Below are 23,092 nucleotides of genomic sequence, written 5' to 3'. Positions count from 1 at the left end.
CGCGACAAGGCATGCCTTGTCGCGGAAACATCAACCTACGAAAACGCGCTGGCACCACCCGAACAGCGGGCCCCAGGCAAAGCCCAGCACCAGCAACGCCAACACATTGAGCGACAGTACCAGGCGCACCGAGACGTCACCCTGCAAGCGCACTTCGGTGCCCTCTACCGGCTTGTCGAAGTACATCACCTTCACTACGCGCAAGTAGTAGTACAGGCCGATGATGGCGAACACGGCGGCAACGATCGCCAGCCACATGAAGCCAGCATGCACCGCAGCCTGGAACACCAGCAGCTTGGCGAAGAAGCCGAACAGCGGCGGCACGCCTGCCAGCGAGAACATCACCAGCATCATCAGGAAGGCCGCCCACGGCGAACGCTGGTTCAGGCCCTTCAGGTCGTCGATCTCTTCGCACTCGAAACCGGCGCGAGCCAGGGCCAGGATGATGCCGAAGCCCGCGGTGCCCATCAGCGCGTAACTAATGGCGTAGAACAAGGCAGCGGCATAACCCTCCGGACTGGCATTGACCAGGCCCAGAAGCAGGTAACCCATGTGCGAAATGGTGGAGTACGCCAGCAGACGCTTGAGATTGGTCTGCACGATCGCCACGAGGTTACCGATCGCCAGCGACAGCACCGCCAGGCAGGCCAGCATGAGCTGCCAATGCTGCGAAAGGTCGCCCAGGCCCGAAGCCAGCAGGCGATACGCCATACCGAAGGCCGCCAGCTTGGGAGCCGAACCAATGAAGATCGTCACGGCGGTGGGCGAACCCTGGTAGACGTCCGGAATCCACATGTGGAACGGCGCGGCACCCAACTTGAAGCCAATGCCGACGATCATGAAGATCAGGCCAAACACCAGCAGGTGCGGCATGGTGGTCTGCAGGGCAGCGCCGTGCAGCTGGGCCAGGCTCAGCGTGCCCGTGGCGCCATACACCATCGACATACCGTACAGCAGCATGCCCGACGCCAGCGCACCCAGCACGAAGTACTTGATGGCCGCTTCGGAAGACAGGCGGGAGTCACGATTCAGCGCCACCAGCGCATACGAGGACAGCGTCAGCAATTCCAGGCCCAGGTACACCATGATCAGGTTGCCGGCCGACACCAGCAGCATGATGCCGATCACCGCGAAGATGGTCAGCGTGTAGAACTCACCTACGAATAGCTTGCGGTCTTGCAGGTACGGCTTGGCGTAGACGAACACCAGCGCCGTGCTCACCAGGGCAAAGACCTTGAGGATCTCGGCCACGCCGTCGCGCACGAACATGCCATTGAAGGCAGTGACCGCCTGGCTCGGTTGGCCTTCCACCACGAGGTAGACGCCCACCAGCAGAACGGCAATGGAGAGCCAATGCAGCAACGGACGCTGTTCGGCCTTCATGAAGGCGTCCAGCAGTAGCAGCAAGCACGCTGCCACTACCAGATACAGCTCCGGCAACAGGATCAGAATGTCATTGAGATTCGGCATGATCAGTCCTGCTTAGATCTTGTGATTGCCAAGCTGCGTCACCAGCTGCGTCACCGAAGCGTCCATCAGATGGATCAACGGCTGCGGCCAGATGCCCAAAGCCAGCACGGCAGCGGCAAAGGCGCCGAGAACGAACCACTCGCGACCGTTGATGTCCTTCATCTCGGCCACGTGCGGGTTGGTGATGTCGCCCCACAGCACGCGCTTGACCATATACAGCGTGTAGGCCGCACCGATGATCAGGGTGAAGGCGGCGAAGAACGCGATCCACGGGTTGGCCTGGAAGCTGGCCAGCACCACCTGGAACTCACCCACGAAACCGCTGGTACCCGGCAGGCCGCTGTTGGCCATGGCAAACAGCACGTAGAAGAAGCCGAACCAGGGCATCACGTTGATGACGCCACCGTAATCCTTGATCTGGCGGGTGTGCAGGCGGTCATACAGTACGCCGATGCAGGAGAACATCGCGCCCGACACGAAGCCGTGCGAAATCATCTGCACCATCGCACCCTGCATGCCCAGCTTGGCGGCATCGAGGTTGTTGGCGCCACGCACCAGCATGAAGGCGATGAAGATGCCCAGGGTGACGAAGCCCATGTGTGCCACGGACGAGTACGCCACCAGCTTCTTCATATCCTCCTGCACCAGCGCGATGTAGCCGATGTAGACCACCGACACCAGACTGAGACCAATCACCAGCCAGGCGTACGCTTCGGAAGCATCCGGGGTAATGGGCAGCGAGAAGCGCAGGAAACCGTAGCCACCGATCTTCAGCATCACCGCGGCCAGCACCACCGAACCACCCGTCGGCGCTTCCACGTGGGCATCCGGCAACCAGGTATGCACCGGCACCATCGGCACCTTCACCGCAAAGGCGATGAGGAAGGCGAAGAACAGCCAGCTCTGCTCCTTCATGGTGAGCGGCAGCGCGGCCAGCGTGGCCAGGTCGAACGAGCCAGCCTTCAGGTACAGGTACACCAGGCCGACCAGCATGAAGATAGAGCCGAAGAACGTGTAGATGAAGAACTTCAGCGTTGCGTAGACGCGACGCGGACCACCCCAGACACCGATGAGGATGAACATCGGGATCAGCATGGCCTCGAAGAACACGTAGAACAGCAACGCGTCGGTGGCGCAGAACACGCCGATCATCAGGCCTTCGAGCACCAGCATGGCAGCCATGTACTGGTGCGGGTTGGTCTGGATCACCTCCCACGCGCCGACGATCACCAGAATGCCGACGAAGGTAGTGAGCAGGATCAGCGCGACGGAAATGCCGTCGACCGCGAGGCCGTAGTGGACGCCGAGCGAGGCGATCCACACGTGGCTTTCCACCAGCTGCTTGGCTCCGTCCGCCGCGTTGAACTGCGGCAGCAGGAACAGGCTGAGCACGAAGGTGGCAATGGCGACCAGCAGTGCGATCCAGCGTGCACCGTTGGGTCGACCGGAGCCGGCAAGCAGCACCGGGATGGCGCCCACGATGGGCAACCAGATCAGCAGGCTGAGCAAATGATTGAACATGGAGCAGGTTCCCTTATTGCCCGACCAGCCAATACCCGCCAAGCAGCAGGATCAGGCCGAGAATCATCGCGAAGGCATAGTGATAGAGATAACCGGACTGCGCGCGGCGCAAGCCGCTGGCAATACGTTGCACCAGACCCGCCGAACCGTTGACCAGCGTACCGTCGATCACGGCTGCATCGCCGCCCTTCCACAGCGCACGGCCCAGGGCCATGCCACCGCGGGCGAAGACGATGTAGTACACCGCGTCGAACCAGTATTTGTGGTTGAGCACGTTGTAGATCGGCTTGAGCGCATTCTTGATGCGATCGGCCAGGCTCGGGTTGAACAGGTAGATGTAGGTAGTAATGGCGAATGCCGCCAGAACCAGGAAGAACGGCAACTGCGTAAAGCCATGCAGGGCCATCGCCACGGAACCATGGAACTCCTTGCTGAGCTCGCCCAGCACGTTGTTCGCCTCGTTCACGTGGATGGCGCCGCCGAACCAGTCACCGAACAGCATCGGACCGATGGCCAGGAAGCCCACGATCAGCGACGGAATGGCCAGCAGCACCAGCGGCAGCGTCACCACCCACGGCGACTCGTGCGGAGTCTCGTGCATGATGCCCGGCTCGTGGTGGCCGTGGTCATCCTTGTGCTCGTGATGGCCATGACCATGGTCGTGCACCACCGTGAAGCGCTCCTTGCCATGGAAGGTCAGGTACATCTGGCGGAAGGTGTACAGCGCGGTGACGAAGGCACCGGCCAGCACGCAGAAGTAGGCGTAGCCCGAACCCCAGCGATGCGATTCACCCACGGCCTCGATGATCGCGTCCTTGGAGTAGAAGCCGGCGAAGAACGGCACACCGCACAAGGCCAGCGAACCGATCCACATGGTGATCCAGGTGATCGGCATGTACTTGCGCAGGCCACCCATGTAGCGCATGTCCTGCTCGTGGTGCATGGCGATGATCACCGAGCCCGCACCGAGGAACAGCAGCGCCTTGAAGAAGGCATGGGTCATCAGGTGGAACACGGCACCGGCGTAGGCCGAGACGCCCAGCGCCACCGTCATGTAGCCCAGCTGCGACAGCGTGGAGTACGCGACGACGCGCTTGATGTCGTTCTGCACGATGCCGATCAGGCCCGTGAACAGCGCACCGGTGGCACCGATCACCATCACAAAGCTCAGCGCCGTCTCCGACAGTTCGAAGATGGGCGACATGCGGGCCACCATGAAGATGCCGGCGGTCACCATCGTCGCGGCGTGGATCAGTGCCGAGATCGGGGTGGGGCCTTCCATGGAGTCCGGCAGCCACACGTGCAGCGGCACCTGGGCCGACTTGCCCATCGCGCCGATGAACAACAGGATGCAGATGACCGTGGCGGCATCCCAGTGAACGTTCTGGGTGATCTGCAGGGTCTTGCCGACCAGGGTCGGCGCCGCGTTGAACGCGGTGGCGTAATCCATCGTGCCCAGGAAATACAGCACGCCGGCGATGCCGAGCAGGAAGCCGAAGTCACCCACGCGGTTGACCAGGAACGCCTTGAGGTTGGCGAAGATCGCCGTCGGGCGCTTGTACCAGAAGCCGATCAGCAGGTAGGACACCAGGCCCACTGCTTCCCAGCCGAAGAACAGCTGCATGAAGTTGTTGCTCATCACGAGCATCAACATCGAGAAGGTGAACAGCGAGATGTAGCTGAAGAAGCGCTGGTAGCCCGGATCTTCGTGCATGTAGCCAATGGTGTAGATGTGCACCAGCAGCGACACGAAGGTCACCACCACCATCATCATGGCGGTGAGGCGATCGATCAGGAAGCCCACGTGGGCGCTGTAGTTACCGATCTCGAACCACGTGTAGATGTTGTGGTTGTAGACGGGCGCGCCTCCGGCGGTGAGCTGGTACAGCACGTAGAACGACAGGCCGCAGGACACCGCCACGCCGAGGATGGTCGCCGTGTGCGAGCCGACGCGACCGATGAAGCTGCCAAGGAAGCCGGCCAGCAAGCAGCCGACGAGTGGCGCCAGGGCGATGGTCAACAAAATGGAGGTAGACAGTTCCATCGACTCAGCCCTTCATGCTGTCGATTTCGGCGACGTTGATGGTGCTGCGGTTACGGAACAGCAGAACCAGGATCGCCAGGCCGATGGCGGTTTCCGCCGCAGCCACGGTAAGGATGAAGAACACGAACACCTGCCCCGCCACGTCGCCCATGAAACGAGAGAACGCAACGAAGTTGATGTTCACGGCGAGCAGCATCAACTCGATCGACATCAACAGCACGATCACGTTCTTGCGGTTGATGAAGAGACTGGCCAGGGCGATGCTGAAAAGCACCGCGCCGAGCACGATGAAGTGCGAAAGCGTGATCATGGGGTGGTCTCCTTGCCCGAATCGTGCTGGGGCGCGGCGGGAACTTCCGCCGCCATCTTCACCACGCGCACGCGGTCACGTGCATTGACGCGAACCTGCTGCGAGGCCTGCTGGTGACGCACGCCGGTGCGCTGGCGCAGGGTCAGTACCACGGCCGCCACCACGCCCACGGTGAGGATCAGCGCGGCGATTTCGAACGGCAGCAGGAACTGGGTGTAAAGCGCATGGCCCAGCCATTCGGTGTTGGACATGCCAGCGGCTTCGGCCGGGTTGGCGCCCATCACCTGCTGGTGCATGGCGCGCACGCCGATCAGCGCGAGCATTTCGCCCAGCATGACCAAGGCCACCACGATGCCTACCGGCAGGTACTTGATGAAGCCTTCGCGGACGTTCTCCTGCGAGATGTCCAGCATCATCACCACGAACAGGAACAGCACCATCACCGCGCCCACGTAGACCACGATGAGCGCGATAGCCAGGAACTCGGCCTCGGCCAGCAGCCAGATGCAGGCGGTGCTGAAGAAGGTGAGCACCAGCGACAGCACGGCGTGCACCGTGTTGCGCAGGGTGATGACGCCCAGGGCAGCGGCAACGGTCACCGCGGCGAAGGCGTAGAAGCAAACGAGTTGGAACACAGACGGATCGATCATCGGGTGTGTCCTCAGCGATACGCGGCGTCTTGAGCGCGGTTGGCCGCGATCTCGGCTTCGAAGCGGTCGCCGATGGCGAGCAGCTGCGGCTTGGTCACCACGTTCTCGCCACGCTGCTCGAAGTGGTACTCATGGATGTGGGTTTCGACGATCGAGTCCACCGGGCAGCTCTCTTCGCAGAAACCGCAGAAGATGCACTTGAACAGGTCGATGTCGTAACGCGTCGTGCGACGCTGGCCATCGCTCTCGCGCGGCGCCGAGTCGATGGTGATGGCGAGCGCCGGGCACACCGCCTCGCACAGCTTGCACGCGATGCAACGCTCTTCGCCGTTGGGGTAACGACGCAGGGCATGCAGGCCGCGGAAGCGGTTGGACTTGGGGATGTGCTCCATCGGGTAGCGCATCGTGTACTTCGGGCTGAACATGTAACGCATGGTCAGGCCCAAGCCCTTGAACAGCTCGATGAGCAGCAGGCTCTTGAAATAGTGAGTAACGCGGGACATGGTTTTCTTCAGCCTCCCGTGCCGACAGTGACCCAGCCGAAGTACTTCATGCAGCCGGCGACGAGGACCCAGACGATGGTGATGGGAATGAACACCTTCCAGCCCAGACGCATGATCTGGTCATAGCGGTAACGCGGGAAACTGGCGCGGAACCACAGGAAGAGGAATGCGAACACGAAGACCTTGGCGAACAGCCACAGGATGCTGGACTGGCCGAGGAAACCCCAGGAGGCCGGCAGCGGCGACAGCCAGCCACCCATGAACAGGATCGAGGCCAGGAAGCTCACTAGGATCATGTTGGCGTATTCGGCCAGGAAGAACAGCGCGAAGGCCGAACCGGAGTACTCCACGTGGAAGCCGGCAACGATTTCCGACTCGCCTTCCGCCACGTCGAACGGTGCGCGATTGGTTTCGGCCACGCCCGAGATGAAGTAGATGATGAAGACCGGCAGCAGCGGCCACATGAACCAGTCGAAGATACCCTTGGCGCCGCCCTGGGCATGCACGATGTCGACGAGGTTGAGCGAGCCGGCGAGCACCAGCACGCACACCAGGCACAAGCCCATGGCCAGTTCGTAGGAGATCACCTGAGCCGCCGAACGCATGGCACCCAGCAACGCATAACGCGAGTTGGACGCCCAGCCGGCGAGGATGATGCCGTACACGCCCAGCGAGGTCATCGCCAGCAGGTACAGCACGCCGGCATTGACGTTGGCCAGCACCAGCTTGTCGCCGAAGGGGATCACGGCCCAGGCGGCCAGTGCCGGGACCAGCGCGATCAGCGGGGCCAGGTAATACAGCACCTTGTTCGCGTTGGTCGGAAGGATCACTTCCTTCAGCAGCAGCTTGGTGACGTCCGCGAAGGCCTGCAGCAGGCCGAAGGGACCGATCTTGTTGGGCCCCATGCGCACGTGCATCCAGCCAAGGACCTTGCGCTCCCACCACACATACAGCGCCACCGTGATCACCAGCGGCAGGACGATGGCGAGGATGTACAGGACCGGCAGCAGGACCTGATTGAGTAGCTGTTCGCCCATGTGCTTACGCCTTGCTCAGGGTGAGGGCTGCGCCGTAGGGCGGCAGCGTAACGGTGTCTTCGTGTGCGGCCTCGATCCAGGCGGTGCCATCGGGCACGCTGGCATCGATCACGAGCGGAAGCACCACGTTGCCGACGCGCACGGCAGCACCGTCGCCCAGGCCCTGACGCTGGGCTTCTTCCGTGTTCACGCGCACGGCCGGCGCGCGATTCAGCGGATGCTTGCTCAGTGCCGTCGCCCGACGAAGCACCGCGTCGGTGCGGTAGATCGGCCAGGTTGCCAGGCGAGTGATGCCGACCGAGGCCGGACGCGAGGCCAGGCCAGCGCGCAGGGCCGGAGCGTGCTCGTTGATGCCCTCACGCAGACCCGCAAGGTCGTCGAACTCGAAGCCGGCGAGCTTGAGCGCGCCACCGAGGGCACGCAGCACCTTCCAGCCCGGGCGCGCATCGCCCGGTGCCTTGGCACCGGCCGCCACGCTCTGGGCCAGACCGTCGACGTTGACCAGCGTGCCTTCCGTTTCCGGCAGCAGCGCGATCGGCAGGATCACGTCGGCCACGTCGCGCAGCAGCGGGCTGGCGAACGCGGTGAACACGACCACGCGATCGGCACCGTGCAGCGCCTTGATCAGGGTGGCGGCATCGGCCACGTCCTGCGGCTCCACGCCGTACAGCACGTACGCCTTGCGCGGCTGGGCCAGCATGGCCTGCGCGTCGAGGCCGCCGTTGCCCGGGAGCACGCCCACGCGAGCCAGGCCCAGGGCGTTTGCGCCGACCGGCAGCTCGTTGTAACCGGCACCGGTGGCTTCCGCGATGAAGCGGGCCACGGCACGCAGCCACGAGGCCTGCGGATGCGTCACGGCCGCTTCGCCCAGGATCACCACGGCATTGCCGCTCTTGAGATCGGCGATGGCGTCCTTGTCGCCCTGGTCGGCGGCGGCGGCGTTGATAGCCTCGGCCAGCACGGACGGTGCGACCGCACCGGCTTCCACGGCGGCCTTGGCCAGCGCCAGCAGCGCATCGGCCATGGCCTGCGGCGCGACGATGGCTTCGCCGGCCAGCTTGTAGTTGAAGTTGAAGCTCGCCGGATTGACGGCGTAGACCTTGGCGCCCTTCTTCACCGCCTGGTGGATGCGGTGATTGACCAGCGGCATCTCGTGGCGCAGGTCCGAACCGACCAGCAGCGCGGCCTTCACCTTGTCCAGCTCCGCCACCGGCTTGCCGAAGGCAAGCGCCGCTGCGGCGTCGGCAAAATCGAGCTGACGCACGCGATGGTCGATGTGGGCGCTGCCCAGGCCACGGGCCAGGCGCACCAGCAGGTCGCCCTCTTCGCTCGTGGTCGCCGGGTGCACCAGCAGGCCCAGCTCGCTGCCGGCAACCTGCTTGAGGGACTCGCCGGCAACGCCCAGGGCGTCGTCCCAGGTGGTCGCCTGCCACTGGCCGTTACGCTTCACCTGCGGCGCGCTCACGCGATCGGCGGCGTAGAGGCCCTGGTGGCTGTAACGGTCACGGTCGGACAGCCAGCACTCGTTGATCGACTCGTTGTCGCGCGGCACGGTGCGCAGCACCTCACCGCGGCGCGTATGCAGCCACAGGTTGGAACCCAGCGCATCGTGGTAGGCCACGGACGGCTTGGCCACCAGCTCCCAGGCGCGCGCCTGGAACTGGAACGGCTTGTTGGTAAGCGCACCCACCGGACACACGTCGATGATGTTGCCCGACAGCTCAGTCTCGATCGTCTTGCCGATATAGGTGCCGATCTGCAGGTTGTCACCGCGACTCATGCCACCCAGCTCGTAGGTGCCAGCGATCTCGCTGGTGAACCGCACGCAACGGGTGCACTGGATGCAGCGGGTCATCTCGGTGGCGACCAGCGGGCCCAAGTTCTCGTCGGCCACAACGCGCTTGCGCTCGGTGTAGCGCGACACGCTGCGGCCATAACCCAGCGCCACGTCCTGCAGTTCGCACTCGCCGCCCTGATCGCAGATCGGGCAATCCAGCGGGTGGTTGATCAGCAGGAACTCCATGACGTCCTTCTGATACTTCAGGGCGACGTCGGTGCGGGTCTTCACCTTCATGCCTTCGGCCACCGGGGTGGCGCAGGCCGGCTGCGGCTTGGGCATGGGCTTGCCGCCCATTTCCACTTCCACCAGGCACATGCGGCAGTTGGCGGCGATGGGCAGCTTGCGGTGATAGCAGAAACGCGGGATCGACACGCCAATGGCGTCGGCCGCCTCGATGATCATGGCGCCCTTGCGGATCTGCGTGGGCTTGCCGTCGATCTCGATGTTCAGCAGGTCAAGATTTGGCGTAGTGGGCTGCGCACTCATGCGGCGGCTCCAAGCTTGTCGTCGACAATGGAGCGACCATTGACGATGTAGTACTCGAATTCATCCCAGAACTGGCGCAGGAAGCCCTGCACCGGCCACGCGGCGGCTTCGCCGAACGCGCAGATGGTGTGGCCTTCGATCTGGCCGGCAATGGCCTTGAGGCGATGCAGGTCGTCCATCGTGCCCTGCCCGGCCACGATGCGGTCCAGCACGCGGTGCATCCAGCCGGTGCCTTCACGGCACGGGGTGCACTGGCCGCAGCTTTCCTTGTGGAAGAACTGCGAGATGCGGCGGGTGAAGCGGACCGTGCAGACGGTGTCGTCGAGCACCACGATGGCGCCCGAGCCCAGGCCCGTCTTGAGGTCACGCAGGGTGTCGTAATCGAACGGCAGGCCCTTGAGCTGCTCGGCGCGCAGCACCGGCATGGACACGCCGCCGGGGATCGCGCCCTTCAGGGTGCGGCCCGGACGCAGGCCACCGGCCATCTCCAGCAGTTCGTCGAAGGTGGTGCCCAGCGGCACTTCGAAGTTGCCGCCCTTCTGCACGCAACCGGAGACCGAGAAGATCTTCGGACCACCGTTCTTGGTCTTGCTCTGCGCCAGGAACCAGTCCGCGCCCTTGCGCAGGATGGCCGGCACCGAGGCATAGGTTTCGGTGTTGTTGATGGTGCTGGGCTTGCCGTACAGGCCGAAGTTGGCCGGGAACGGCGGCTTGAAGCGCGGCTGGCCCTTCTTGCCTTCAAGCGACTCCATCAGCGCGGTTTCTTCGCCGCAAATGTAAGCGCCGGCGCCGAGCGCGCCGTAGATGTCCACGTTGATGCCGGTGCCCTGGATGTTCTTGCCCAGCAGGCCGGCCGCGTAGGCTTCCTTGAGCGCCTCTTCGAAGTGCTCGAACGGCTCGTGATGGAACTCACCGCGCAGGTAGTTATAGGCCGCGGTCGAACCGGTGCAGTAGCACGCGATGGCCATGCCTTCGATCACCGCATGCGGGTTGAAGCGCAGGATGTCGCGGTCCTTGCAGGTGCCCGGCTCGGACTCGTCCGAGTTGCAGAGGATGTACTTCTGCATGTCTCCCTTGGGCATGAAGGACCACTTCAGGCCGGTCGGGAAGCCCGCGCCGCCACGGCCGCGCAGGTTGCTCTTCTTGATCTCTTCGATCAGAGCGTTCGGGTCGGGCTTTTCGGCGAGGATCTTCCTCCACGCTTCATAACCACCAACCTGGGTATAGCTGTCCATCGCCCACGGCTTGTCGAAATGCAGCGTGGTGTAGACGACCTGGTGTTCTTTGGGTGCGGGTCCGTAAGCCATTGCGCCCTGCCCTTACTTGAGACCGTCGAGGATCTCGTCGATCTTCTGGATCGAGAGACGCTCGTGGTAGTGACCATTGACGGTCATCGCCGGCGCGGAGGCGCAAGCGGCGATGCATTCTTCTTCGCGCTTCAGATACACGCGGCCATCGGCGGTGCTTTCGCCAAGCTTGATGCCCAGCTTCTGCTCGCAATGCTTGACCAGGTCCTCGGCGCCGTTGAGCCAGCACGAGATGTTCGTGCAGATGGCAACGTTGTTGCGGCCGACGGGCTTGGTCTCCAGCATCGAGTAGAAACTGGCGACTTCATAGGCCCACACCGCGGGCAGCTCCAGGTACTTGGCGACGGCGGTGATCAGCTCGTCGGTCAGGAAGCCCTGGTTCTGCTCCTGCGCGGCGAACAGCGACTGGATCAGCGCCGAGCGCTTGCGGTCAGGCGGAAAGCGCGCCACCCACTCTTCGATGTGGTGACGGGTGTGCTCGTTCAGTACGACGAGCGGGTCGACGTTCTTGACCTGCTCGTAATTTCCGGTGGCTTTCATCAGTAATGCTCCCGTGCGCTCAGCGATCGACTTCGCCGAACACGAGGTCGTAGGTACCGATCATCGCCACCACGTCGGCCAGCATGTGGCCACGCACGATGGCGTCCATCGACGACAGATGGGCAAAACCCGGTGCGCGCAGATGCACGCGGAACGGCTTGTTCGCGCCATCGGAGACCAGGTAGCAGCCGAACTCGCCCTTCGGCGCTTCCACGGCGGCGTAGGTTTCGCCGGCCGGTACGCCATAGCCCTCGGTGAAGAGCTTGAAGTGGTGGATCAGCGCTTCCATGTCCTCCTTCATGTTTTCACGATGAGGCGGAGCTACCTTGTAGTTCTGCACGATGACCGGGCCGGGGTTGGCCTTCAGCCACTTCACGCACTGCTGGATGATGCGGTTGGACTGGCGCATCTCCTCGACGCGAACCAGGTAACGGTCGTAGCAGTCGCCACCCACGCCCACCGGGATGTCGAAATCCATCTCGGCGTACTTGGCATAGGGCTGCTTCTTGCGCAGATCCCAGGCAATGCCCGAGCCGCGCAGCATCACGCCGGTCATGCCCCAGGCCTGGGCCTTTTCCGGGGGAATCACGCCGATGCCGACCGTACGCTGCTTCCAGATACGGTTGTTGGTCAGCAGCTCTTCGTACTCGTCGACCTTGGTCGGGAAGTCGTTGGTAAACGCTTCGAGGTAGTCGAGCATGGAGCCTTCGCGCCAGCTATTGAGGCGCTTGAGGTCCTTACCCTTGTGCCAGGGCGACTCGCGGTACTGCGACATGTGATCGGGCAGATCGCGGTAGACGCCACCCGGACGGTAGTAGGTCGCGTGCATGCGCGCGCCCGACACCGCCTCGTAGACGTCCATCAGTTCCTCACGCTCACGGAACGCGTACAGGAACACCGCCATCGCGCCCAGGTCGAGCGCGTTGGAGCCCACCCACATCAGGTGGTTCAAGATGCGGGTGATTTCGTCGAACATGGTGCGGATGTACTGCGCACGCTCCGGCACCTCGATACCCATCAGGGTTTCGATGGCGCGCACGTAGGCGTGCTCGTTGCACATCATCGACACGTAGTCCAGGCGATCCATGTAGCCGATCGACTGGTTGAACGGCTTGGACTCGGCCAGCTTTTCCGTGCCGCGATGGAGCAGGCCCACGTGCGGATCGGCGCGGACGACGGTTTCGCCATCCATCTCCAGCACCAGGCGCAGCACGCCGTGCGCAGCGGGATGCTGCGGGCCGAAGTTCATGGTGTAGTTGCGGATCTCTTGTATGATCAGTTGTTCCGCCAGTTATCGGCCGCTTCGGCCTTGGCCTGCAGCAGGTCGGCATCGTCACGGATGACGCGCGGCACGAGCACGCGCGGCTCGATCGACACGGGTTCGTACACCACGCGCTTCTGCTCGGGGTCGTAGCGCACTTCGACGTTGCCGATGAGCGGGAAGTCCTTGCGGAACGGGTGACCCACGAAGCCGTAGTCGGTGAGGATGCGGCGCAGGTCCGGGTGGCCGTCGTAGACGATGCCGTACAGGTCGAACGACTCGCGCTCGAACCAGTTCACGCCCGGCCAGATGCCGGTCAGCGAGGGCACCACCGGCAGCGAGTCGTCTTCGCAGAACACGCGCAGACGCAGGCGCTGGTTGTTGTCCAGCGACAGCAGGTGCACCACGGACGCAAAGCGGCGCGGCTGGTTGTCGGACTGCGGACGGTCGGCCCACTTGAAGCGCCCCATGGCCTCGCCTTCTACGCCACGCGAGAAGCCGGTGCCGGACACGGTCTGGGTGTCCCACTCGGTCTGGCCGTAGCCCATGTAGTCGACGCCACAAACGTCGATCGGCACGGTGAAGCGGAACGGTGCCTCGTCACGCAACGCGGCGGCCACCGCGAGCAGGTCGGCGGCGGCCACTTCGGCGGTGACTTCGTTGCGTACCACGCTGATGGTCAGCGTGTCGCCGAATCGCGCGGTGAGGCGCTCGGCCAGCGAGTTGATCGGTGTATCAGTCATGGCTCAGCTGCGCCTTTCTCAGGAACGCGCGATGGTGTTGGTGCGACGGATCTTCTTCTGCAACTGCAGAATGCCGTGGATCAGCGCTTCGGCCGTGGGCGGGCAGCCCGGCACGTAGATGTCCACCGGCACGATGCGGTCGCAACCGCGCACCACGGAATACGAGTAGTGGTAATAGCCGCCGCCATTGGCGCAGCTACCCATGGAGATGACCCACTTGGGGTCCGGCATCTGGTCGTAGACCTTGCGCAACGCCGGGGCCATCTTGTTCACCAGGGTGCCGGCCACGATCATCACGTCGGACTGACGCGGACTCGGGCGGAACACCACGCCGTAGCGATCGAGGTCCAGGCGCGCGGCACCCGCGTGCATCATTTCCACGGCGCAGCAGGCCAGGCCGAAGGTCATCGGCCACATCGAGCCGGTGCGCGCCCAATTCATCAGCGCATCGACGCTGGTGGTGGCGAAGCCGCGCTGGATGACGGGGTTGTCCTCGGCCGGACGCAGGATGTCGTCCACGAGGTTCAACGGCTGCGGGTTGTGCATCACCCGGTCAAGGGACGAGATCACTCCCATTCCAGTGCTCCCTTCTTCCACACGTAAGCAAAACCAATGACAAGGAGCAGCAGGAACAACGCCATTTCGACCAGCGCGATCAGGCCGATCTTCTGGAACACCACTGCCCAGGGGAACAGGAAGGCGATTTCCAGGTCGAAGATGATGAACAGGATCGCCAGCAGGTAATAGCGCACGTCAAAGCGCATGCGCGCGTCTTCAAAGGCCTCGAAGCCGCACTCGTAAGGCGAGAGCTTTTCCGATTCGGGGCGACGCGGGCCGGCCAGGAGGCCAATAACCAGCAGGACCACGCCAAGGCCGGCGGCAACGCCGATGAAGAGCAGAATGGGCCAGTATTCGGCAAGCACGGTGAAACGTACCTCCGCGCCTTCATTGGCGCATCAGTGACCGTCGGGGGAACGGTCCGGAACTGGATTCAGCAGGCCGATCAAGGCCATGGGCTCAACGCCACGATCGCTGCGTTAGGGGCTACGAACGTCCGACTTTCCACGATCAGAGTCGGGAATCGCGACATTGTATCAGCGCGCTTAACAACAACAAGCCTTGACGGGTATTTGGAAGGCAATTTGCAGGCACTCACGTACGCCTCACGGCGATACTGCGCAGGCAATTACTACCAAGGTCTTACATGGTGTGGGTCGAGCGCTCGGAGGCGGTCATGCCGGCCAGGAGGTTTTCGATGCGCAAACGTGCCTGTTCACCGTCCGTGGAGTCGTTGAATTGCACCCCGATGCCGGCAGTGCGATTGCCTTGAGCCCCCACCGGGGTGACCCAGACCACTTTGCCAGCGACGGACAAGCGCTCGCCCTCGTCGGTGAGGTTGATCAGCAGCACCACCTCATCCCCCAGTGCGTATCGCTGGGCGGTTGGCGCGAACAGGCCGCCGTTCTTCAGATAAGGCATATAGGCGTTGTAAAGCGCCGCCGTGTCCTTGATCTTCAAGGAAATAATGCCCTGGCGGGCGGCAATGGCCGGATTCATGGTTGCTCCTGCGAATCGCTTAGGGCGATTCCCCTCCCCGGCATCGTAGCGAGCGGCCGGGGCAAGGGACAAGCGACAGGGCGGCAGAATGTGACGATGACGACCCGATCAGAGCTCGCACCAGCCCCAGCGATCGAATATCCAGGGCGAAGGCAGGTTCATGTGAAGCTTGGCAAAGGCCGGCCCTGGCGAACCCTTCGCACGCGCATGGAACACGTATCGCCCCGACCCATCCCGGGTCACCGGAGCCTCTCGCCATGGCCAACTGCGTAGCCCCTCCCCATCGACGACCGTCAGGTGCAGCCACGGGGTCAGCGCCAACGGCGGCTGCCAGGGAAGCACGTCCGTTAGCTCCGCCGAGCCGGAGGCGGCCACGCGCTGGTAGCGCTCGGCCCGATCGGCAAGGCGTCGCATGCGAGCACCGCTGAGCGCCATTTGAGTCCCGTGGCAGGCCAAGGCCGCCATCTTTTGGGCGTGCAACTCCACCGAGGAGTCCAATTTGACCCGTGCCGCACCAGACTCTTCACGTCCGTGGACTAAAAAGGCCAGCAGCTCGGGCTCGCCATCCGGCCACTTGGCCAGCGCTAGCCGGCAGAGCACATGAGCGGCACTGTGATCGGGATGGCGATCCCCCAAGGCTGGCAGCGCGATCACATTGGGGCGACAGGCGTCGAACACCCCACGCAATCTCGTCACGCTGTCCGAGAGCGCACCGCGCAACCGGCCGGTGACCCCCATGTCGGGCCAGTCCAGCACGTGAAGTGCCTCGGGGTTCACCCCTAGATGCTGCAGGGCGCGCGCCACTTCGCCGCGACGACGTTCGCCCCAGCGGCGGCGCTCGTCGTCGCCAATACGCAGCCGACGCTCCACCCAACGCTGCGGCCAGGGGTTGTTGTCGCCATTGGTGAGCAAGGCCACCGATACTTCGCCACCGAACCGACGCACGAGCTGGATCAGCTCGCCCGTCGCGATGGATTCATCGTCCGGGTGGGGCGCCACCACCAGCAATCGCGTGCTGGCGTTCAAACTCAACGCCATATCAACGCCATTCCACCAATTCGCGCGGCACCGGACGCCAGCCGCGATCAAAGGCCTGAGTCCACACCAAAGCAAGCGGCAGGCCCGCCTCCACCTTGAAGTGGTGAGTTCCAGCTGTGAGCTCCCAGTGATCGGCCACCGGCGCCCCATCCACGCTGGCGCGCAAACGCCGATTGCCATCGGTCAGCACGTAATCGCCCGGTACTGCCACATCGATCCCCTGATCCGCATCATGAGTGGGAAGCATAAGGCCGGCCACACCCACGCTGCCGCCTGCCGGCAAGAAGTTAAGCATGACAAAGCGCGCCGTTGCGTGAGGAAACCGACGCAACATCACGATCATCGTGTGATGCTCGGCCATGTCCTGCAGGATGGTGTCGGTCATGCTGCCCACACGGAGGCGATGCATGGCCAAGCTTTCCAGCACAGGGTAATAGGGACGCTGGCGAAAGATCGCGTCGCCCTTGGCATCCATGACGGTATCGCTCTTGTCCGTGTAGCGCAGCACCACGGCCAGCTCGTCGCGCTGCCGGGCAAGTGCATCGCGCCAGGGCGGGGCATAACAGATGATGGTGACCAGTTCGGCACCCAGCACCAACAACACGCCCGCCAGCCGCAGGCGCGGCCGCCGGCTCAGCCAAGCGCGCTGGGACAGCCAACCGCCGCCAGCAAGCACGAGGGTAGGCAGCACCGGCAGGAAATCCTGCCTGGTAATCAGCGGCCAGACAAACCAGATCAGCAGAACGAACAGGCCACCTTGCAGCAGCAGAAACATCGGCCAATCGAATGCGCTCAGGGCGCGCCGGCGGATACCCCATAGCGTGACGACAACCAGCACGGCGGAAAGCATGACAAACCAGAGGGCTTGCTGCGCCACATGCCGCCTGCCCTGCCCGCCCGTGTTGTAGCTCACCAACCCATACCAGACATCGCCGAGCGCGCCATGCACCGCGAACCAGGCGAGGAAGATAACCGGCACCACGAGCAAACCACCCAGCCCGGCCAACCAGCAGCGCCATCCGCCGCGGTCAGCCTGATCCGGACCGAGCCAGCGAATGGCCAGCGCCGCTACGCCGGAGGTAAGCAGCAACACCACGGTCTTCTGGGATACCGACAAGGCCGCGCCGAACATCAGCCCCGCCACGAAGTAACGCCACCAGCGCGGCGGGCATCCCACCACAAAGGCCAGGCCGACGAGCCATAGTGCCGCCCACATGTCATCGGTGCGAAATTGGCCACTAACCAGGAAGAAGCGCGGAACCAATCCGGCCACCAGCGTCAGCAGAACAGCGGCGCGCCAGCCATACAGGCGATGCGCGATCCAGCCAACCGCGCCCAGGGCCAGCAGGTACCAGACCTGCATCGCCATGCGCAGCCAGGTCAGTACATCCGGTCGGCCATCCATCAACGCCAACAAAGGTGCGTGCAGCCAGCCGAACAGCGGTCCGTGATTGTCGAAGACATCCCGATAAGGCAGCAAACCTTGGGTCCACGCCCAGGCGACATGGGCGTGTTGCGACTCATCGGAATTGAGGGGGTACGCATTCAACCAAGCCAGTCGCAGGACCAGCAGCAGCAACAGCGATACCCACGGCCAAAGGGGGACGCGGTGGGATACGGGGGATTTCATGCGCACAGCCTAAAAAAAAGGCCTGTCAGCCGGCTTTCCCTTTGCCCGCCTACGCCCTGACGACAGCGTCAGTTAAGCGACAAGCGTCCCGTAGGCTGTCAGCGAATTTCGCCCTGCCTAGTGAAGTGGCGCACTCAAGAGCCGAAAATCCGATCTCGTCGCCTGACCTGGTAGTCGTGCCCCGGGCACTGACCTCCTCGACACTTCCGGGTCTGCATCTAGGCGTGACCGCTCTGGTCTACTAGCGCAGGCGCGTGCTTAGCGCCAGCTCGACAGCAACTCGAGCAACAGCAAATCACCACGCAACGGCCCCCGCAAGGAATCGCGCGTGCGATTGGTTTGCATGTACCAGTGATCCAGCGCTTCGGCATCGAGCTGGCTGGCGAGCACACCCTGGGCGCCACAAGCTTTTGCCTTGGCCTCGTCGGCCGCCGCTTGCGCGGCAAACCAAAGGCGCTGCTCGGGCACGTCGTCGAGCCAACGCTTGGTCACATCCATGGCCTCACCGCGGCCTGCCGCGAGCGCTGCCAAATCCTTGCGCACCTCCAACCGCCGGACCAAAGCACCCTGCTCGCCCCAGACTTTCGCCAAGCCAGGATTGCCGCCCGCTGCATCAAGTGCAGCCACAGGGTCTTTCACGCCAGCCTGTTGCAACCATGCCAAGGCCTCTTCGCGCGCAGGCAAGTGAAACTCGATGCGCTGGCAGCGGCTACGAATGGTTTGCGGCAATCGCCACGGCGCGTCCGCCACCAGAAGCAGCAAGGTCTGGGGCGAAGGCTCTTCCAGCGTCTTAAGCAAGGCATTCGCCGCCGGTGTGTTCATGGCATCAGCAGGATCGATGCACACGATCTGCCATCCACCGAACTGACTTGCCATGGCCAGGCGCGCGGACAACTCGCGAATCTGGTCCACCACGATTTCGCTGCGCTGCACGCCATCCTTGCGCAGGCCATAGCTCAGCACTGCGTAGTCAGGATGCGTTCCTGCCACGAACAATTGACAGCTACGACACTGCCCGCACGGTTCGCCATCGCTCGACTGCTGGCACAGAAGGCCCTGCGCAAAACGATGCATGAAGTCGCGCTTGCCCAGGCCTGCCGGGCCGCACAGCAACAGCGCGTGCGGCATGGCATCACGCGCGCGACGCGCCTGCAATCGCGACCAGTGCTCGGCGTGCCATGGCATCGTGCTCACGCATGTACTCCAAAGAGGTGATCGGTAGCGTGGATGGCGGCGTCCCGCACCTGTTCCGGGCTAAGGCTGGCATCGATCAAACGGAACCGCCCAGGCTCCGCCGTCGCGCGCGCGCGGTAAGCGGCACGCACGCGTTCGAAGAAGTCGTCTTCCTCCACCTCGATGCGGTCCGCTTCGCCACGGCCGGCGGCGCGCGCGCGACCAGTGGCTACGGGCAGGTCGAGCAGCAACGTAAGATCCGGCACCAGGCCTTCGGTCGCCCAGTTTTCCAGGGTGGCGATTCGTTCGACGGGTACGCCACGCCCTCCGCCTTGATAGGCGTAACTGGCGTCGGTAAAGCGATCGCACAACACCCAGCGACCGGCCGCGAGCGCTGGCTCAATGCACTCTCGCACCAGTTGCGCACGTGAGGCAAACATCAGCAGCAGCTCGGCCTCCGCGCACATGTCGCGATGCTGCGGGTTGAGCACGATGGCGCGCACCGCCTCACCCAATGCCGTGCCACCCGGCTCGCGCGTTTGCACCAGGTCGACGCCACGCGCCACCAGATGCCGCTGCAAGCCGGTGAGCAAGGTGCTCTTGCCAGCACCCTCGCCACCTTCGAGCGATATAAATTTGCCTCGTAATGTCATGAGCAACGCTTCAACTGATAGCACGCGACGTTGCGGTTGTGTTCCTCCAACGTGGAGGAGAACACATGGGAGCCATCGCCACGCGCAACGAAATAGAGTTCGGAGCCGGCTGCCGGATGCAGCGCCGCCTCAATAGCAGGCTTGCCCGGCATCGCAATAGGGGTGGGCGGTAAGCCGGGACGGGTATAGGTGTTGTAGGGGGTGTCGGTAGTGAGATCCGACTTATGGATGTTGCCCGCATAGGCGTCGCCCATGCCGTAGATCACCGTGGGATCGGTTTGCAGCAGCATGTGTGTCTGCAGGCGACGGATGAACACGCCCGCGATGCGCGCGCGCTCGTCAGCGCGACCGGTTTCCTTTTCCACGATGGAGGCCAGGATCAATGCATCGTAAGGCGTGGCCAGCGGGAGATCCTTGTCGCGCTGCGGCCAAAGCGTGTCGAGCATCTTCGTCATGGCCAGATGAGCACGACGCAAGATATCGAGGTCGCTGTCTCCCTTTACATAGGCATAGGTTTCCGGAAGAAAGCGCCCCTCCGGCATTTCGCCCGGCGCACCGATCTTGGCCATCAAGGTGGCGTCATCCAGGTTCGCCCCGTCCTGACGCAGCCGGTCCGCCTTGGCCAGGGCTTGGCGCAGGTCGCGAAAATTCCATCCATCGACGATGGTGAAATTGCGCTGGAGCACCTTGCCGGCCGCCATGTTGAGCAAGAGGTCGCGCGGCGTCATGCCGGCGGTGAGCGCGTATTCGCCGGCATGCAGGCGCCCGGCCACGCGCAGCTGTTCGGCCAGCACGCGCCAGTACAGCGGCCCGGTGGCCGTGACGTGCTGCTCACGCAGTTGGCCTACCACGGCGCGCAGATTGCTGCCCTTGCTCACATCCATGCTCGGGGTCTGCGCCGATACGGCCAGCGGGGTGCGCACAAAGCGCTGGTAATCCATCCAGCCGTACACCAGGCTGCCGGCCACCGCCAGCAACACCAGCACGATCAGAACGCGCCACCATGCGCGCCCCCGCATCTTCGATTGCTTCATGCCTGCTCCAAGGGGAAACCCAACCCGCGCCAATGCGCCTGCATGGCACGGGTGACCGGCCCGGGACCATACACCGTATCGCCCACGGCCTGAACCGGCAGGATGCCGCGAACACTGGAGCTGAGGAAGACCTCACTGGCCTGGTGGAGGTCCGCGGGGGTCAAGGGCATGACCCTGGCACCCGGCCAGGTCGCCAGCACTTCGGCACGGCCCACGCCTGCCACGCCACAGTTGTCCAGCCGCGGGGTGACCAGCACGCCGTCGAGCACGGCGAAAAGATTGGTCATGGTGCCGGATACCAACTGCCCTTCGGTATCGCACACCAAGCCTTCGGCAACAGAGGGATCGCTCCACTCCGCACGAGCCATCACCTGCTCCAGCCGATTGAGGTGCTTCATGCCGGCCAGCAAGGGTTGCCGCGCCAGGCGGGTGGCGCACCAGCGCACCCGGACGCCATCCCGATAAGCCGGGCTGTCCATGACGGGCGCTTCAAAACCCGCCACGATGCGCGTGATGCTGGGTGCGGCAGGTGGCGCATAGCCGCGCTCACCCAGTCCACGCGTCACGGTGATCCGCACGACGGCCTGGGCCAGCCCCGACGCCACTACACGCGCTTCGTCCAGCAGCTCGTCCGGCTCCGGCGTCGGCAGGCCCAGGCGCTCGCCACTTTCGCGCAATCGCTGCATGTGGCGCACCCACAAAGGGGCGCTCCCTTCGACGAAGCGCAAGGTTTCGAACAACCCATCGCCATAGGACAGGCCGCGATCGAACGCCGATACCTGCGCATCTGCCGAGCCATTCACCAGCACGCGCGCAGAGGCGGACATCAGCCCTGCACTCCGAGCGCACGCAGCAGCCCGCGCGCCTTGGCTCGCGTTTCGTCCAACTCCTTCTCCGCCACCGAGTCGGCCACGATGCCCGCGCCCGCGCGCAGGCTCACTTCGTGGTCCGTCATGGTGAACGTGCGAATGAGGATGTTGAGGTCCAGGTCGCCGTTACGATCGAGATAACCCAGCGCGCCGGTGTAAGCGCCGCGTGGCGCCTGCTCCAGGGCGGCGATGATCTCCATGCAACGCACCTTGGGGCAGCCGGTGATGGTGCCGCCCGGGAACGTCGCGGCAATCACCTGCCCCGGCGTCACGTTGTCACGCACGCGCCCTCGCACGTTCGACACGATGTGGTGCACGTGGGCGTAGCTTTCCACCACCATCAATTCGTTGACCTCGACCGTGCCCGGCACGCAGACGCGCCCCAGGTCGTTTCGCTCAAGGTCGATCAACATCACATGCTCGGCGCGCTCCTTCGGGTGCGTGCTCAACTCGCGGATGCGCGCCACATCGTCATCGCCCGGCGTGCGCGGTCGCGTGCCGGCGATGGGCCGCGTCTGCGCCAGGCCGTCACGCACCTCCACCAGGCGCTCAGGCGATGAACTGACCACCGCCCACGAAGCTTGTTGCAACAAGCCGGCGAAAGGCGCCGGATTGGCGCGACGCAGTGCGCTGTACAACACGGATGGCGCAGGCATGTCCTCGAAATGCGCGCGCCAGGCCCGCGAGAGGTTCACCTGGAAGATATCGCCCGCGTGCAGATGCTCGTGAATACGCGCCACACCGTCGAGGAAACGCGCGGGCTCGTCTTCTTCCCAGCGATCGGGCGCTGACAGTTCGGCCGCCATCGCATCCGTGGCCAGATCGGCCTCCATGGCGTCGAGCAGCGCCTCGTGACCAGCCTCTGCGACCAGCACGGTGCAACCACGCTGGTGGTCCACCACGATGGCCGCGGGGCAACGCAGCGCCAGCGCAACGGGCAGCGGCGCTGGCGCGCGCAAACGCAGGCGCGGCTCGATCTCGCCCACCAGCTCGTAGGTCAGCAGCAGCAACCAGCCGCCATGAAACGGCAGGTCGTCGTCGGAGCGCGCCACGCGCTCGGCGCGCCATGCGGCATCAAGTGCATCGAGGAAGCGGCCGGCGTGTTCGCGGCCCTGCCCGTCCACCACCACGCCTTGCGTGGTGAGCGTCAGGCTTTCCTGCGGAAACGCAAACAGCAGGTCGTAGCGTGCCTGCGGCGAGCCATGGGTGACACTTTGCAGCAGCCCTGGATAGCGCTCTGGAAATGCAGCGGCCGGCGCGAGCAGATCGCGCCGGCCGTGCAGGGTACGTCGATGGAACAAGGGCTGTTCGGGGCGATTGAACAAGGATGTCACCGTATCTGTTTGCCCGCCGAGGTGAGTTGCGTCAGCCAAGGCAGGCCGGATGCCTGTCGAGATGGCGCGACGCCCAGCGATGGGCAAACACA

At 64.0% G+C, this 23,092-nt stretch carries 22 protein-coding genes; all 22 read right to left on the bottom strand.

Annotated elements, in window-relative coordinates:
* Positions 1 to 30: 30 nt before the first annotated feature.
* Positions 31 to 1,470, bottom strand: coding sequence for an NADH-quinone oxidoreductase subunit NuoN (gene nuoN / locus AC3G2C_RS03150; RefSeq protein WP_488383138.1), 1,440 nt, complete (start codon positions 1,468 to 1,470; stop codon positions 31 to 33).
* 12 nt (positions 1,471 to 1,482) lie between these two features.
* Positions 1,483 to 2,991 (bottom strand): NADH-quinone oxidoreductase subunit M, encoded by a 1,509-nt coding sequence (locus AC3G2C_RS03145; protein ID WP_488383137.1) that lies wholly within the window; start codon positions 2,989 to 2,991, stop codon positions 1,483 to 1,485.
* Between the two features lie 13 nt (positions 2,992 to 3,004).
* A complete protein-coding gene (nuoL, locus tag AC3G2C_RS03140; RefSeq protein WP_488383136.1) occupies positions 3,005 to 5,035 on the bottom strand; it encodes an NADH-quinone oxidoreductase subunit L in 2,031 nt (676 codons plus the stop codon).
* Positions 5,036 to 5,039: 4 nt separating this feature from the next.
* The gene (gene nuoK, locus AC3G2C_RS03135) at positions 5,040 to 5,345 is read right to left on the bottom strand and encodes an NADH-quinone oxidoreductase subunit NuoK (protein WP_019466195.1); all 306 of its coding nucleotides are present in this window, start codon (positions 5,343 to 5,345) and stop codon (positions 5,040 to 5,042) included.
* Complete coding sequence (locus AC3G2C_RS03130) at positions 5,342 to 5,995, bottom strand: NADH-quinone oxidoreductase subunit J (protein ID WP_488383135.1); 654 nt, start codon at positions 5,993 to 5,995, stop codon at positions 5,342 to 5,344. Before AC3G2C_RS03130 ends, nuoK begins: the two co-directional genes overlap by 4 nt.
* An 11-nt stretch (positions 5,996 to 6,006) precedes the next feature.
* Positions 6,007 to 6,498 (bottom strand): NADH-quinone oxidoreductase subunit NuoI, encoded by a 492-nt coding sequence (gene nuoI, locus AC3G2C_RS03125; protein WP_488383134.1) that lies wholly within the window; start codon positions 6,496 to 6,498, stop codon positions 6,007 to 6,009.
* An 8-nt stretch (positions 6,499 to 6,506) separates the two neighbouring features.
* Complete coding sequence (gene nuoH, locus AC3G2C_RS03120) at positions 6,507 to 7,535, bottom strand: NADH-quinone oxidoreductase subunit NuoH (RefSeq protein WP_488383133.1); 1,029 nt, start codon at positions 7,533 to 7,535, stop codon at positions 6,507 to 6,509.
* Between the two features lie 4 nt (positions 7,536 to 7,539).
* A complete protein-coding gene (nuoG, locus tag AC3G2C_RS03115) occupies positions 7,540 to 9,861 on the bottom strand; it encodes an NADH-quinone oxidoreductase subunit NuoG (RefSeq protein ID WP_488383132.1) in 2,322 nt (773 codons plus the stop codon).
* Complete coding sequence (gene nuoF / locus AC3G2C_RS03110) at positions 9,858 to 11,168, bottom strand: NADH-quinone oxidoreductase subunit NuoF (RefSeq protein ID WP_488383131.1); 1,311 nt, start codon at positions 11,166 to 11,168, stop codon at positions 9,858 to 9,860. The genes nuoG and nuoF overlap by 4 nt, the downstream gene beginning before the upstream one ends.
* Before the next feature lie 12 nt (positions 11,169 to 11,180).
* Positions 11,181 to 11,708 (bottom strand): NADH-quinone oxidoreductase subunit NuoE, encoded by a 528-nt coding sequence (gene nuoE / locus AC3G2C_RS03105; protein WP_488383130.1) that lies wholly within the window; start codon positions 11,706 to 11,708, stop codon positions 11,181 to 11,183.
* A 19-nt stretch (positions 11,709 to 11,727) separates the two neighbouring features.
* Positions 11,728 to 12,957, bottom strand: coding sequence for an NADH-quinone oxidoreductase subunit D (locus AC3G2C_RS03100; protein WP_488383129.1), 1,230 nt, complete (start codon positions 12,955 to 12,957; stop codon positions 11,728 to 11,730).
* 26 nt (positions 12,958 to 12,983) lie between these two features.
* Positions 12,984 to 13,712: an NADH-quinone oxidoreductase subunit C gene (locus AC3G2C_RS03095; RefSeq protein ID WP_488383128.1), complete on the bottom strand. Its 729-nt coding sequence runs from the start codon at positions 13,710 to 13,712 to the stop codon at positions 12,984 to 12,986.
* An 18-nt stretch (positions 13,713 to 13,730) separates the two neighbouring features.
* On the bottom strand, positions 13,731 to 14,288 hold the full coding sequence (locus AC3G2C_RS03090) for a NuoB/complex I 20 kDa subunit family protein (RefSeq protein WP_026034090.1): 558 nt from the start codon (positions 14,286 to 14,288) through the stop codon (positions 13,731 to 13,733).
* On the bottom strand, positions 14,279 to 14,635 hold the full coding sequence (locus AC3G2C_RS03085; RefSeq protein ID WP_488383127.1) for an NADH-quinone oxidoreductase subunit A: 357 nt from the start codon (positions 14,633 to 14,635) through the stop codon (positions 14,279 to 14,281). The genes AC3G2C_RS03090 and AC3G2C_RS03085 overlap by 10 nt, the downstream gene beginning before the upstream one ends.
* A 277-nt stretch (positions 14,636 to 14,912) precedes the next feature.
* Positions 14,913 to 15,269, bottom strand: a complete 357-nt coding sequence (locus AC3G2C_RS03080; protein ID WP_488383126.1) for a PilZ domain-containing protein — start codon at positions 15,267 to 15,269, stop codon at positions 14,913 to 14,915.
* 108 nt (positions 15,270 to 15,377) lie between these two features.
* Positions 15,378 to 16,307, bottom strand: a complete 930-nt coding sequence (locus AC3G2C_RS03075; protein WP_488383125.1) for a PIG-L deacetylase family protein — start codon at positions 16,305 to 16,307, stop codon at positions 15,378 to 15,380.
* 1 nt (position 16,308) lies between these two features.
* Positions 16,309 to 17,937, bottom strand: a complete 1,629-nt coding sequence (locus AC3G2C_RS03070; RefSeq protein ID WP_488383124.1) for an ArnT family glycosyltransferase — start codon at positions 17,935 to 17,937, stop codon at positions 16,309 to 16,311.
* Positions 17,938 to 18,195: 258 nt separating this feature from the next.
* On the bottom strand, positions 18,196 to 19,131 hold the full coding sequence (gene holB, locus AC3G2C_RS03065; RefSeq protein WP_488383123.1) for a DNA polymerase III subunit delta': 936 nt from the start codon (positions 19,129 to 19,131) through the stop codon (positions 18,196 to 18,198).
* Positions 19,128 to 19,763, bottom strand: a complete 636-nt coding sequence (tmk, locus tag AC3G2C_RS03060; RefSeq protein ID WP_488383122.1) for a dTMP kinase — start codon at positions 19,761 to 19,763, stop codon at positions 19,128 to 19,130. Before tmk ends, holB begins: the two co-directional genes overlap by 4 nt.
* Positions 19,760 to 20,797, bottom strand: a complete 1,038-nt coding sequence (mltG, locus tag AC3G2C_RS03055; protein ID WP_488383121.1) for an endolytic transglycosylase MltG — start codon at positions 20,795 to 20,797, stop codon at positions 19,760 to 19,762. The genes tmk and mltG overlap by 4 nt, the downstream gene beginning before the upstream one ends.
* Positions 20,794 to 21,624 carry an aminodeoxychorismate lyase gene (gene pabC / locus AC3G2C_RS03050; RefSeq protein ID WP_488383120.1) on the bottom strand — a complete coding sequence of 277 codons (831 nt, stop codon included), beginning with the start codon at positions 21,622 to 21,624 and terminating at the stop codon, positions 20,794 to 20,796. Before pabC ends, mltG begins: the two co-directional genes overlap by 4 nt.
* Positions 21,624 to 22,991, bottom strand: a complete 1,368-nt coding sequence (locus AC3G2C_RS03045) for an aminodeoxychorismate synthase component I (protein WP_488383119.1) — start codon at positions 22,989 to 22,991, stop codon at positions 21,624 to 21,626. Before AC3G2C_RS03045 ends, pabC begins: the two co-directional genes overlap by 1 nt.
* Positions 22,992 to 23,092 lie beyond the last annotated feature (101 nt).

It is taken from the genome of Frateuria sp. sgz306004 (assembly GCF_057750885.1).
The sequence above is the reverse complement of the archived record's forward strand: the minus strand, read 5'-3'. Positions and strand labels throughout refer to the sequence as shown.